Origin of the sequence: Nonomuraea rosea (assembly GCF_039539705.1) — a bacterium.
GTDB lineage: Bacteria > Actinomycetota > Actinomycetes > Streptosporangiales > Streptosporangiaceae > Nonomuraea > Nonomuraea rosea.
Genome location: NZ_BAABDQ010000010.1, coordinates 106,705 through 118,438, shown reverse-complemented (window position 1 = coordinate 118,438; position 11,734 = coordinate 106,705). Strand labels below are relative to the sequence as shown.

Genomic DNA, 11,734 nt, shown 5'->3' with positions numbered 1-11,734 from the left:
CGGCTGTGCCGCCCGGGGTAGGCGTCCGATTTTCAAATGGCGCACATGCTGGATGGATGACCGGCGAACAACCCAGCGATCTGATCCGCAGCGTCTCCCGCGCGCTCCGCGTGCTGGAGGAGGTCGCGCGGGCCGACCGGCCGCTGTCGGTCAAGGTCATCGCCCGCCGCTGCGGCCTCAACCTGTCCACCTCCTACCATCTGGTCCGCACCCTGAGTTACGAGGGCTACCTGCACCGGCGGCCCGACGGCGACTACCTGCTCGGCTCACAGGTGGCCGCGCGGTTCCACGAGATGCTGGAGGCCTTCGAACGGCCGCCGATGGCCTCGGCGGTGCTGCGCCACCTGGCCGCCGACTCCGGCCACACCGCCTACCTGGCCCAGCTCGACGACGGGCGGCTGATGGTGGTGGACGTGGCCGAGGGGCCACGCTCGCCCTGGCTGGAGGACCTGCAGGCGGGGCTGGAGACCGCCCCGCACGCCACCGCGCTCGGCAAGGCGCTGCTGCTCTCCCTCCCGTCCCGCGTCCGCCGCGGCCTCCTGACCGAGTACGGCCTGCCGCGCTTCACCTCCTCGACCCCTGCGAGCCTGGAGGACCTGGAGAAGGAGCTGGCGGTGCTGCGGCCCGGGCAGGTGGTGGAGGAGCACGGGCAGTTCAGGGAGCAGGTGGCGTGCGCGGGCGCCGTGGTGCCCGGCACGCGCTGGGCGATCGGCATCTCGACCCGCGGCCTGGCCATCCCGCCGCGGGCGGTCGCCCGTCTCGGGGCCGCCGTCCGGGACCTGTCGCGGGCATAACCCGTTGCCCGCCGGTGCGGATCTTCGCCAGGCTGTCCGGCATGAACGTCCCCTACCGGCAGATCCGCGCCGCCTACACCGATGAGTCGATCACCGTCTACCAGGCTTACGACGCCGCGATCGCCGGCCCCGCCGTCGCGGCGCAGCGGTTCGTGGCGCCGTTCAGGATGGAGCGGATCCAGTGGGACCCGGAGCGGGGGGTGGGGCACGACGCGCTGCCGTACCGGTCGATCCAGATCGGGCTGTCCGGGGAGGCGGTCCGGCGTTACGTGACGGAGTGGACGCTGGGGATCGCCGACATCACCGACCGGGTCCGTGAGCTGCACGCGGCGGTCAGGGCGGGCGCGGACGTACGCGCGCTGCTGCCGGCCGAGCGGCCCTACCCGCTGACCGGCGAGCTCACGGAGACGGTCGGCGCGATCCCGGCCGAATCCCGCATCAGCCCGACTGAAGCTCTCCTAGAGACACAAAGCGTCAGCGTCTCAGCTTCGCCCTGAGAGCATGTGAGAGGTCGTCACGCTGACATGGAGCCGGGGGCATGAATGAGAGTGATCCTTTTCGGGGCCACCGGCATGGTCGGGCGCGGGGTGCTGCGGGAGTGCCTGGCCGACGATCGGGTGACCGAGGTGCTCGCGGTCGGCCGGTCCCCCGTGGGTCCCGTGCGGGGCAAGCTGCGTGAGCTGCGCCACGACGACCTGCTCGACCTGTCCGCGATCGAGGGCGAGCTGGCCGGCTACGACGCGTGCTTCTTCTGCCTGGGGGTGTCGTCGGCGGGGATGAGCGAGCGGGACTACCGGCTGATCACCTACGACTTCACGCTGTCCGTGGCGGGCACGCTGGCTCGGCTCAGCCCCGGCTCGACCTTCGTGTACGTCTCCGGCGCCGGCACCGACGCGAACGGGCGGGCGATGTGGGCCCGGGTGAAGGGCGCCACCGAGAACGCGCTGCTCGACCTGCCGCTCCGGGCCTACATGTTCCGGCCCGGCTTCATCCAGCCGATGTACGGCGTGACGTCCCGTACCCGGGTCTACCGGCTGGCCTACGTCGTGGCCCGGCCGCTCTTCCCCCTGATCAGGCGGCTGTTCCCGGCGGCGGTGACCACGACCGAGCAGATCGGCCTGGCCATGATCACCGTGGCCGAGCGGGGCGCGCCCGAGCGGATCCTGGGCCCCGCCGACATCAACGCGCTGGCGTCGTAGCGCGCGGGCGGCCCGGCGCCAGGGGGATGGCGAGCAGCGACAGCGCCGCCGTCAGCGCCCAGACGACCTCCCAGGAGGTGTGGCCGAGGACCGCCGGGATCAGCAGCGGGGTGAGGAACCCGGCGCCGAAGAGCGCGGTGCCCAGGAGGCCCAGCGCCGTCCCCGCCCTGGCCGCGCCCGCCATGTCGGCGATCTCGGTGTAGGCCACGCCGTGCCAGGAGTTGGCCAGCAGGCCGCCGAGCGCGAGGGCGGCGACGGTGACCGGGGTGGGCGCGTCCGTGAGGACGGCCGCCGCCGCCATGGCGATCCCGGTCAGCGCGCCGATGCCGCGCAGGTAGGCACGCCGTCCGCCGCGCCGGTCGGTACGCCTGCCGGTCCAGATCCGGGCCGCGCCGCCGCCGATCTGGGCGATCATGACCGTGACGCTGGCCAGGGTCGCGCCTCCGCCCTTGACGTCGTGCAGGAAGATGGCGGTGAAGGACAGGACGGCGAACTGCGGGACCGTGAGCAGCGCGCAGGACAGGGCCAGCCGCCAGACGTCCCAGCGCCGCAGCGGCGAGCGCAGGGTGCCCGCCGACGGCGATGCCGACGGCGACGGCGACGGCGATGGCGACGGCGATGGCGATGGCGGCGCTTGCGGACGCTTTTCTGGACCCACCGCTGGATCCGCCTTTGGGCCCGCTCCCGGATCCGCCCCTTGAACCGCCGCAGGGCCCGCTCCCGGATCCGCCCCCGCACCCGTGCCGGGGGTGGGCGTGTGGTCCGGCTCGTGGAGCCAGCGCCAGGTCGACGCCGCCGCCAGGAGGCAGAAGGCCGCCGGGGCCGCGTAGACGGCGCGGAAGCCGTACGTCTCCGCCAGCCAGGGCAGCAGCGCGACGCCCACCGCGCCGCCGGCGGGGATGGCCGTCTGGCGGATGCTCATGGCCAGCCCGCGCTCCCCGTCCGCGAACCAGGTCATGACCGCCCGCCCGGAAGCGCCGTTGACGCTGCCGCCCAGCGCCCCGGCGACCAGCAGGCTGGCCCCCAGCGCGACGATCCCGGCCCCGTCCGCCGGGGTGACGGTCGCGGACATCAGCGCCAGCACCGCCCCGGTCGCGGTGAGGCCGGTCAGCAGGATGCGCCGGTCGCCGTACCTGTCCGTCAGCAGCCCCCACACGAGGTCCGACACCGCCACACCCAGCCCGAGGCAGGCCAGGACGACGCCGAGCGCGCCGGTGGACAGGTGGTACCCGGAACGCATCGCGATCCCGGTGACCGGGATGCCGGAGAACATCGCCGCGAAGCTGCCCTGTGCCCCGACCCCCACGGCCAGGATCACCCAGCGATGCCGGGCCCCATGGCGGCGGACGCCGCCCCGGGAGATCGTCGTCGCCACGACCACACCTTTCACAAAATAACCGGACTTGTCGGTTATGAACCTTGGCAGCCATCAAAGTAACTTGTCAATCCGGTTACTATGGGCGGGTGGACTTCACCTTCATCAGCGGAAACCTCGGCCTCGACCTCGCGGGCACCGTCGGCCAGCGGCGCGGCGGACGCGTCGACCTCCTGGACAACCCCGAGGATCTGGCCAGGTGGACGGTGTCCGCCGGGCTCCTCGACGAGCCGCCCGCCGTGCGCGACGACGACCTCGCCCTGGCCGCCAGGCTGCGCGAGTCGATCTACCGGCTGGCCACCGCGGCCCGTACCGGATCCGCGTACGACGAGGCGGACCGGCTCCTGCTCAACGAGGCCGCCGGGCACGCGCCCGCCGGGGTCACGCTCGGACCCGGCGGGCTGGAGCGCTCGGGCGACCTGCGCGCCGCGCTCTCCAGCACCGCACGCGCCGCCGCCGAGCTGCTCGGCGGCCCGCACGCCGCGCTGATCAGGGAGTGCGAGGCGAACCCCTGCACCCGGCTCTACATCGACGCCTCGCACCGGCGCACCCGCCGCTGGTGCGACATGCGCGGCTGCGGCAACCGCGCCAAGGCCGCCGCGTTCCGCGCCCGAGGCCAGCACCAGGGCTGAGACGCCCGCGCTGCGACCAAGAGACGGGTCAGGGGATGATGGAATATCTGAGCACCCCTCAGCGCTACCCTAGCCGTCAAAGATTCAACAGTCATGGATGGTGACTAAAGTGCAGTTCGGAATCTTCAGTGTGGGCGACGTGACCACGGACCCCACCACGGGCAGGACGCCGACCGAGCACGAGCGGATCAAGGCGATGGTGGCGATCGCGCTCAAGGCGGAGGAGGTGGGCCTGGACGTGTTCGCGACGGGCGAGCACCACAACCCGCCCTTCGTGCCGTCCTCGCCGACCACCATGCTCGGCTACATCGCGGCCAAGACCGAGCGCCTCGTACTCTCCACCGCCACCACGCTGATCACCACCAGCGACCCGGTGAAGATCGCCGAGGACTTCGCCATGCTGCAGCACCTGGCCGAGGGCCGGGTGGACGTGATGATGGGCCGGGGCAACACCGGGCCCGTCTACCCCTGGTTCGGGCAGGACATCAGGCAGGGCATCCCGCTGGCCATCGAGAACTACGCGCTGCTGCACCGGCTCTGGCGCGAGGACGTCGTCGACTGGGAGGGGCGCTTCCGCACCCCGCTGCAGGGCTTCACCTCGACGCCGCGCCCGCTCGACGGGGTGCCGCCGTTCGTGTGGCACGGCTCGATCCGCAGCCCGGAGATCGCCGAGCAGGCCGCGTACTACGGCGACGGCTTCTTCGCCAACAACATCTTCTGGCCGAAGGAGCACTACATCCGCCTGATCAACCTCTACCGCCAGCGCTACGCCCATTACGGGCACGGCACGCCGGAGCAGGCCATCGTGGGGCTGGGCGGCCAGGTGTTCATGCGCAAGAACTCGCAGGACGCGGTAAGCGAGTTCCGGCCGTACTTCGACAACGCCCCCGTGTACGGCCACGGGCCGTCGCTGGAGGAGTTCACCGAGGAGACGCCGCTCACCGTGGGCAGCCCGCAGCAGGTCATCGACAGGACCCTCGAGTTCAGGGAGTTCTTCGGCGACTACCAGCGGCAGCTGTTCCTGATGGACCACGCGGGGCTGCCGCTGAAGACCGTGCTGGAGCAGCTCGACCTGCTCGGCGAGGAGGTCGTGCCGGTGCTGCGCAAGGAGTTCGCCAAGGACCGGCCGGCCGGGGTCCCCGGCGCGCCGACCCACGCGTCCCTGCTCGCGGCCGCCACGGCCGCGCAGCCGGTGGACGCCTGACAGCGGCCGGTGGACGCCTGCCAGCCATCGGTGGACGTCCGGCAGCCATCGGTGGACGCCTGACGGCCACCGCCCGCCGATCATCCGGCGGCCACGATCCACTGGCCGCCTGCCCCCTTCGCAGAACGGAGTCCGACGCCATGAAGCTCGTCGTCGTCACGGCGGGTCTGACCCAGCCCTCCTCCACCCGCCTGCTCACCGACCGCCTGACCGAGGCCGTGCTGCGGCGTCTCGGCGGGCCGGAGGAGACCGCGCCCGAGGTACGCGTGATCGAGCTGCGCGACCTGGCCGTGGACGTCGCCAACAACCTCGTGACCGGATTCCCGAACGCCAGGCTGCGCACGGCCATCGAAGCGGTGACGGAGGCCGACGGGCTCATCGCGGTCACGCCGATCTTCAGCGGCTCCTACAGCGGCCTGTTCAAGTCGTTCTTCGACGTGATCGACAACACCGCGCTGGCGGGCAAGCCGGTGCTCGTCGCGGCCACGGGCGGGACCGCCCGCCACTCGCTGGCGCTGGAGCACGCGCTGCGCCCGCTGTTCGCGTACCTGAGGGCCGTCGTCGTCCCGACCGCCGTCTACGCGGCCGCCGAGGACTGGGGCGGCGGGGGCGACTCCTTCACCGACGGTCTCGGCGAGCGCATCGGCCGGGCCGCGGAAGAGCTGGCCGACCTGCTGCTGCACCGCGCGCCGCGCAAGAGCTCGGATGACGACGAGGTCGTGCCGTTCGAGCAGCAACTCGCGGCACTGCGCCCGTTGGGCTAGTTTTTGCGGACATGGGGCACAGATGCTGACTCCGGGAGTATGGTTCGTTAGGAATCTTTCCTAACGAACCCTCTTCGACAGGAGCCTACGTGCTGACCGCCACACTCCTGGCCCTCTCCCTCGCCCTCACGAGCACCACGACGGGCATGACAGGCACGACCGGCACGACAGGCACGACGGGCGCAACCGGCACGATCGCGACCGCGCCGGTGGATCTCACCGACCCGCACAAGAAGGACATCGCCATGCGGCTGGTGTCCAGCGCGGAGAACTCCTCGCTCGACTGGAAGGCCCAGTACGGCTACATCGAGGACATCGAGGACGACCGCGGCTACACGGCCGGGATCATCGGCTTCTGCTCGGGCACCGGCGACATGCTGGAGCTGGTCGAGCTCTACGCCAAGCGCAAGCCGGGCAACGTGCTCGCGAAATACCTCCCGGCCCTGCGCAAGGTCGACGGCACCGACTCCCACAAGGGCCTCGACCCGAACTTCACCAAGGACTGGAAGACGGCCGCCAAGGACACCGTCTTCCAGACGGCCCAGAACGACGAGCGCGACCGCGTCTACTTCAACCCGGCCGTCAGCCAGGCCAAGCAGGACGGGCTGCGGGCGCTCGGCCAGTTCGTCTACTACGACGCCATGGTCATGCACGGGCCGGGCAGCGACAAGCTGAGCTTCGGCGGCATCAGGAAGAGCGCCATGGCCAAGGCCAAGACGCCTGCTCAGGGCGGCAGCGAAGTGACGTACCTGAACGCGTTCCTGGACGCCAGGAAGGCGGCGATGAAGGCGGAGGAGGCGCACGAGGACACCACCCGGGTGGACACGGCGCAGCGGGTGTTCCTGAAGAACGGCAACCTCGACCTGAACCCGCCCCTGACCTGGAAGGTCTACGGCGACAGCTTCACCATCAAGAGCTGAGCCGTGCGGCGCGGGCCGGTGGCCCACCGGCCCGCGCCGCACGCTCGGGGTCACGGCTTGACGGCGACCACGGTGTAGGGGGTGTCGGGGGTCGGCGGCGTGGTGAAGCGGGCGTTGGGCAGGTAGAGCCGGTGCCCGTACGCGGCGACGGTCGTGGGGACGTCGAAGCGGGGGTCGGTCAGCCGGTTCACGATCTGGCCGGACGCGGCGTCGCGGGACAGGCGGATGACGGCGATGGTGTTCAGGCGGTTCTGGACGGCGTACAGGGTGCGGCCGGACAGCAGCAGGCCGTCGCCGTTGGTCAGCAGCTCGCCGCCCAGGTCCACCTCGGTGGTGACGCCGGAGGACGGATCGACCTCGAACAGCTTGCCGGTGTTCGACTGGACGATCAGCAGCGACCGGCCGTCGGGGCTGGGGGCGATGCCGTTGGCGTTGTTGCCGGTCGTGTACTGGATGGCGCCGGTGAGCGGGATCTTGACGGCCTCGGCGGGCAGCGCGCCGCCGCGTCCGAGCTCGAGTTTGTAGAGCACGGGGTTCGCGGAGTCGGTGAAGTAGGCGGCGCGCCCGTCGAGGATCACGTCGTTGACGAAGGACGTGCCGGTGGCCAGCGTGTACGACTTCGCGACCGCCCCGGTGCGCAGGTCGATCACCCGGGCGTTGCCGGCCGACCCGCCGGCCACGAACAACCGGCCGCGCCCGTCCGTCTTGAGCCCGAGCGACTGCGTGCCGGGCCCCTTGCTGACGACGGCCCCCTTCCCGGTCCGCAGGTCGGCCCGGTAGATGTCACCGGTCGCGCGTGAACCGAAGTAGGCGTACGGCCCCGGCCCGATCTCTATCCCCTCCGGCTGGAACCCGTTGGGCAGCGAGAAGGTGTCCGGCTTCGCGGCGGCCTGCGCGGGCACGCCGGCGAGCAGGATCACGGCCAGGGCGCTGAGTGCGGTCTTCAGGATCGCGGATCTCATGCGGCCCACGATGCCCGCGGCGGGGGACGCCGCAAAGACCCACAGGCGGCTTCACAGGGAGTCTTCAGGAACGATCGAGCCGGGCGAGCCAGGCCGGACTGCGCGACCACCCCACGCCGCAGGATCTCGCGGGGTAGGTTGGTGCAGAGCCGAACAAACGGGGTTTTATCATGTCAAACGGTGCCCGTCATGCTCTGGGAGTGGTCGGCGGACTGCTCCTCCCTCCCCTGGTCGCCGCCGGACTGTGGTACGGCGTCGGCGAGCTCCGCCTCAGCGCCGCGACCCAGTTCCGGCTTTCCTGGCTCGGGCTGGCCGTCATCGTCGCGGCGGGGATCGGCCTGGCCTTCCTGATCGGTTCGCGCCTGTCGCCGGTGGCCTCCCTGCTGGGCGGCCTCGGGTTCACGGCGCTGGGCCTCGTACCGACGATCGAGATGACCACGCGCCTGACGATCTCGGTGTCCGAGTGGCTGCCCGCGCCCCTGGGCGTGGGCTACGAGTCCGTGACGTACACGGGAGCGATGCTGTTCGTCGGCGTCGCGCTGCTGATGGCCTCGATGTTCCCGTCGCGGTGGAGGTCCGCCGTCCGCGGACGCGACGCCGTGTACGCACCCGTGTACGACTCCGAGCAGGCGCAGTACGGCTCCATGTCGTACGGCTCCGAGCCGTCTCCCTACCTGTCCCACCACAGACCGGAGGACGCCACGCGGCCGATGCACCGCGAATGAGGCCCGCGCGGCCTGGCAGAATGCCGCCATGCGCGACTTGACGATCGTCGACTTCCTGACCCGGCTCGCCGACCGGGTGCCCGCGCCCGGCGGCGGCGCGACCGCGGCCCTGCACGCGGCGCAGGCCGCCGCGCTGCTCGGCATGGTCGCCCGCTACACCACCGGGGAGAAATACACCGAACACGCCGAGACCGTCGTCAGCGTGATCGCGGAGACCGACACCCTGCGGGCGCGGGCGCTGAAGCTGGCCGAGGACGACGCGGCGGCGTTCACCGCGGTCACCGACGCCTACCGGCTGCCCAAGGGCCCCGAGCGCAGCGCCGCGATCGCCGTGGCGCTGCAGGGCGCGGCCGAGCCGCCCGCCAGGGTGGCCGAGGCCGCCACGCGCGTGGTCGAGCTGTGCGAGCTGATGCTGCCGATCGGCAACCGCAACGTCGTCACCGACGTGGCCGCGGCGGCGGAGGCGGCACGCGCCGCGCTCACCACGGCCCGGGTGAACGTCGAGGTGAACCTGGGCGGCATCAAGGACGAGCGGATACGCGAAGAGCTGAACATCCGCCTGTCCGGTGTCGACGCGGCCGTCGCCAGGGCAGACTGGGTGACCGCCGAGGTACGCGAGGAGATCAAGCAGTGAAGACGCTGACCGGCCGCGACCTGGCCGCCGCCATCCGCGCCCAGACGGAGGCCGAGGCGGCCGCGGGCCCGCAGCCGAGGCTGGCCGTGGTGGTGGCCACGGCCGACGAGGCCAGCCTGTGGTACGTCCGCTCGATCGCCAAGGCGGCGGCCGGCGTGGGCATCGCCTGCGACATCGTCGACCTGGGCCCCGCCGCCGCCCCCGAGCAGATCGGCGAGACGCTGGCCAGGCTCAGCGCCGACCCCAACGTGCACGGCGTGCTGCTCCAGACGCCGCTCCCGGCGGGCGCGTCTGCGCAGGAGCTGGCCGCGGCCATCGACCCGCGCAAGGACGTCGACGGCGCCAACCCGCTCTCGCTCGGCCGGCTGGCCGCCGGGCTGCCGGCGTTCCCGCCCGCGACGGCGGCGGCCGTCATGGCGCTGCTCGACCACTACGAGGTGGAGCTGCTCGGCCGGCGGGCGGTGGTGGTCGGCCGTTCGACCGTCGTCGGCAAGCCGCTGGCGCACCTGCTGCTCGACCGGCACGCCACGGTCACCGTCTGCCACTCGCGCACCCGTGACCTGGCCGCCGTCACCGCCACGGCCGAGGTGCTGGTCGCGGCCGTGGGCCGGGCGGGGCTGATCGGCGCGTCGCACGTGGCGCCGGGCGCGGTGGTCATCGACGTGGGCACCAACCCCACCGACGACGGCGGGCTGACCGGCGACGTCGACTTCGACGCGGTCTCGGGCGTGGCCGGGGCGCTCACGCCGGTGCCCGGCGGCGTCGGCCCGGTGACGACCGCGCTGCTGCTGCGCCACACCTCCAGGGCGGCGAACCTGCCGTGACCCGACGGATCGACGTGGACGGGCAACTTCTCGACTGGGTGGCGGAGGCCGGTGTTGGGTGACGTTCTGATCGTCCAGAACAGCAGGAGCGGCGGTCCCGGCCGGGTGGGCGACTGGCTGGTGGAGGCCGGGCACCGGCTGGACGTGGTGCTCGCCCACGAGGGCGCCGCGCTGCCCGGCCGGCTCGACCACGACGCCATGATCATGCTGGGCGGCGGCTACCTGCCCGGCGACGACGACCGGGCCCCGTGGCTGGCCGGCGCCCGGCGGCTGGCGGGGCAGGCGCTGGCGGAGGGCGTGCCGTTCTTCGGCATCTGTCTGGGCGGGCAGCTCCTCGCCGGGGTGGCGGGCGGCGAGGTGACCGGCGACACCGGCGCGCCGGAGAACGGCAGCATCCCGCTCACGATCAGGCCCGAGGCCGCCGCCGACCCGCTCTTCCACGGGCTGCCTGCGGTGGTGCCCGCCGTCGAGCACCACAAGGACGCGATCACCCGGCTGCCTGACGGGGCGGTGTGGCTGGCGGAGACACAGCGGTGCCCGTACCAGGCGTTCCGGGTGGGTGAGCGGGCGTGGGGGGTGCAGTTCCATCCCGAGGTGCTGCCCGCGCGCATCCGCGAGTGGCGGGCCGTGGGCTTCGACCCCGGCGAGGTCTACGCGCGGGCGGTGGCGGACGAGCCGGTGTCGACCCCGGTCTGGCGCCAGGTCACCGCCCGCTTCGCCGCCCTCGTCGCCGAGCGGGCGTCGTCCGGCGGAGTCACTGCGCGGGCACCGTCCCGCGGGTCCGCCTGGCGGACGTCGTCCGGCGGTGACACTGGGCGGGCGTCGTCCGGCGGGGTCAGCGCACGTACGAGTCCCAGCCGAGCTTGATCGCCACCGCCAGGCCGCAGGCCGCCGCGAGGTAGCGCAGGCTCTGGCCGGGCAGCCGGCGCGCGATCTTCGGCCCGAGCCACCCGCCGAGCAGGAACCCGGCCGCCAGCGGCGCGGCCGCCCCCCAGTCCACCGGCCCGAACAACGCGAACCCGAGCGCCGCCACCGCGTTGGCCAGCCCCGACATCACGTTCTTCATCGCGTTCAGCTTGGCCGCCGGGTGCTCGAACATGAACGCGAGCACGGCGAACACCATCAGCCCGCCGGCCGCGCCGAAATACCCCGTGTAGATCGTCACGATGAAGAGCGCCACCCGGCCCAGCACCCCGTGCTCGCCGTGCCCCCGGCCCGACGGCGGCCGGGCCAGCAGCAGCGACGCCATCGCGATCAGCCAGGGCGCGATCAGCTCGAACGTCCTGGGCGGCGTCACCAGCAGCAGCCCCGCGCCCGTCGCGCCGCCGAGCGCGGCGATCGGGCCGAGCCTGAGCAGCCGGCCACCCTCGCCGGCCAGCTCCGGCCGCGACCCGGCGGCGGCGCCGACGCCGGTGAAGACGAGGGCGACGGTGTTGGTGACGTTCGCGGTCAGCGGAGGCAGTCCGAAGGCCAGCAGCGCCGGATAGGAGACGATCGAGGCGAGGCTCACGACCGTGCTCACCACCCCGGCCGCGACACCCGCCCCGAGCAGGCCCAGCACTTCTCCGACGATCACCCGGACATGCTAGGCGTTGTCCGATTTGTCGCTTAAGGCGGGGGTCCAGCGCCAGATGATCGATTCCAAAAGGTCAGTGATCGACCCCGGACTTGCCGGACGGGTGGCGCGGCCCCCTAGGCTGA

14 protein-coding genes are annotated in these 11,734 nt (G+C 72.4%); 11 read left to right on the top strand and 3 right to left on the bottom strand.

Going from position 1 to position 11,734, the window contains the following annotated elements:
• Positions 1–56: 56 nt before the first annotated feature.
• The 3 genes from ABEA43_RS24060 to ABEA43_RS24050 are packed head-to-tail and all read left to right on the top strand — an operon-like array spanning position 57 to position 1,993.
• Positions 57–794 carry an IclR family transcriptional regulator gene (locus ABEA43_RS24060; RefSeq protein ID WP_345565062.1) on the top strand — a complete coding sequence of 246 codons (738 nt, stop codon included), beginning with the start codon at positions 57–59 and terminating at the stop codon, positions 792–794.
• Positions 795–835: 41 nt separating this feature from the next.
• Positions 836–1,291, top strand: a complete 456-nt coding sequence (locus ABEA43_RS24055) for a DUF4291 family protein (protein WP_345565060.1) — start codon at positions 836–838, stop codon at positions 1,289–1,291.
• Between the two features lie 45 nt (positions 1,292–1,336).
• A complete protein-coding gene (locus ABEA43_RS24050) occupies positions 1,337–1,993 on the top strand; it encodes a Rossmann-fold NAD(P)-binding domain-containing protein (RefSeq protein ID WP_345565059.1) in 657 nt (218 codons plus the stop codon).
• Here the strand turns inward: ABEA43_RS24050 and ABEA43_RS24045 are convergent.
• The gene (locus tag ABEA43_RS24045) at positions 1,974–3,368 is read right to left on the bottom strand and encodes an MFS transporter (protein WP_345565058.1); all 1,395 of its coding nucleotides are present in this window, start codon (positions 3,366–3,368) and stop codon (positions 1,974–1,976) included. The two genes, ABEA43_RS24050 and ABEA43_RS24045, sit on opposite strands and share 20 nt — an antisense overlap.
• 89 nt (positions 3,369–3,457) lie before the next feature.
• Here ABEA43_RS24045 and ABEA43_RS24040 point away from each other — a divergent pair, with 89 nt between their 5' ends.
• The 4 genes from ABEA43_RS24040 (at position 3,458) to ABEA43_RS24025 (ending at position 6,888) form a co-directional block, all read left to right on the top strand.
• The gene (locus tag ABEA43_RS24040; RefSeq protein WP_345565057.1) at positions 3,458–4,000 is read left to right on the top strand and encodes a CGNR zinc finger domain-containing protein; all 543 of its coding nucleotides are present in this window, start codon (positions 3,458–3,460) and stop codon (positions 3,998–4,000) included.
• Between the two features lie 109 nt (positions 4,001–4,109).
• The gene (locus ABEA43_RS24035; protein ID WP_345565055.1) at positions 4,110–5,204 is read left to right on the top strand and encodes an LLM class flavin-dependent oxidoreductase; all 1,095 of its coding nucleotides are present in this window, start codon (positions 4,110–4,112) and stop codon (positions 5,202–5,204) included.
• A 140-nt stretch (positions 5,205–5,344) separates the two neighbouring features.
• Entirely contained in the window at positions 5,345–5,968 is a 624-nt protein-coding gene (locus ABEA43_RS24030; protein WP_345565054.1) for an FMN reductase, read from the top strand.
• An 89-nt stretch (positions 5,969–6,057) separates the two neighbouring features.
• A complete protein-coding gene (locus ABEA43_RS24025) occupies positions 6,058–6,888 on the top strand; it encodes a chitosanase (protein ID WP_345565052.1) in 831 nt (276 codons plus the stop codon).
• Positions 6,889–6,938: 50 nt separating this feature from the next.
• Here ABEA43_RS24025 and ABEA43_RS24020 read toward each other — a convergent pair whose 3' ends face one another.
• Positions 6,939–7,850 (bottom strand): superoxide dismutase, encoded by a 912-nt coding sequence (locus ABEA43_RS24020; RefSeq protein WP_345565050.1) that lies wholly within the window; start codon positions 7,848–7,850, stop codon positions 6,939–6,941.
• A gap of 170 nt (positions 7,851–8,020) precedes the next feature.
• Here ABEA43_RS24020 and ABEA43_RS24015 point away from each other — a divergent pair, with 170 nt between their 5' ends.
• From ABEA43_RS24015 to ABEA43_RS24000, 4 genes are read left to right on the top strand one after another with little or no spacing between them, the layout of a single operon-like run.
• Positions 8,021–8,575: a hypothetical protein gene (locus ABEA43_RS24015; RefSeq protein ID WP_345565048.1), complete on the top strand. Its 555-nt coding sequence runs from the start codon at positions 8,021–8,023 to the stop codon at positions 8,573–8,575.
• A gap of 28 nt (positions 8,576–8,603) precedes the next feature.
• Positions 8,604–9,209 carry a cyclodeaminase/cyclohydrolase family protein gene (locus ABEA43_RS24010; RefSeq protein WP_345565046.1) on the top strand — a complete coding sequence of 202 codons (606 nt, stop codon included), beginning with the start codon at positions 8,604–8,606 and terminating at the stop codon, positions 9,207–9,209.
• Entirely contained in the window at positions 9,206–10,033 is an 828-nt protein-coding gene (locus ABEA43_RS24005; RefSeq protein WP_345565044.1) for a bifunctional 5,10-methylenetetrahydrofolate dehydrogenase/5,10-methenyltetrahydrofolate cyclohydrolase, read from the top strand. Before ABEA43_RS24010 ends, ABEA43_RS24005 begins: the two co-directional genes overlap by 4 nt.
• Before the next feature lie 54 nt (positions 10,034–10,087).
• Positions 10,088–10,900 carry a type 1 glutamine amidotransferase gene (locus tag ABEA43_RS24000; RefSeq protein WP_345565043.1) on the top strand — a complete coding sequence of 271 codons (813 nt, stop codon included), beginning with the start codon at positions 10,088–10,090 and terminating at the stop codon, positions 10,898–10,900.
• On the opposite strand, the gene ABEA43_RS23995 is transcribed toward ABEA43_RS24000, so the two are convergent.
• Positions 10,869–11,609, bottom strand: coding sequence for a sulfite exporter TauE/SafE family protein (locus tag ABEA43_RS23995; protein ID WP_345565042.1), 741 nt, complete (start codon positions 11,607–11,609; stop codon positions 10,869–10,871). The two genes, ABEA43_RS24000 and ABEA43_RS23995, sit on opposite strands and share 32 nt — an antisense overlap.
• Between the last annotated feature and the right edge of the window lie 125 nt (positions 11,610–11,734).

Coding starts and splice junctions, on each gene's coding strand:
- ABEA43_RS24010 (WP_345565046.1), top strand. CDS start 8,604: ATGCGCGACTTGACGATCGTCGACTTCCTGACCCGGCTCGCCGACCGG.
- ABEA43_RS24020 (WP_345565050.1), bottom strand. CDS start 7,850: ATGAGATCCGCGATCCTGAAGACCGCACTCAGCGCCCTGGCCGTGATC.
- ABEA43_RS24055 (WP_345565060.1), top strand. CDS start 836: ATGAACGTCCCCTACCGGCAGATCCGCGCCGCCTACACCGATGAGTCG.
- ABEA43_RS24030 (WP_345565054.1), top strand. CDS start 5,345: ATGAAGCTCGTCGTCGTCACGGCGGGTCTGACCCAGCCCTCCTCCACC.
- ABEA43_RS24015 (WP_345565048.1), top strand. CDS start 8,021: ATGTCAAACGGTGCCCGTCATGCTCTGGGAGTGGTCGGCGGACTGCTC.
- ABEA43_RS24060 (WP_345565062.1), top strand. CDS start 57: ATGACCGGCGAACAACCCAGCGATCTGATCCGCAGCGTCTCCCGCGCG.
- ABEA43_RS24050 (WP_345565059.1), top strand. CDS start 1,337: ATGAGAGTGATCCTTTTCGGGGCCACCGGCATGGTCGGGCGCGGGGTG.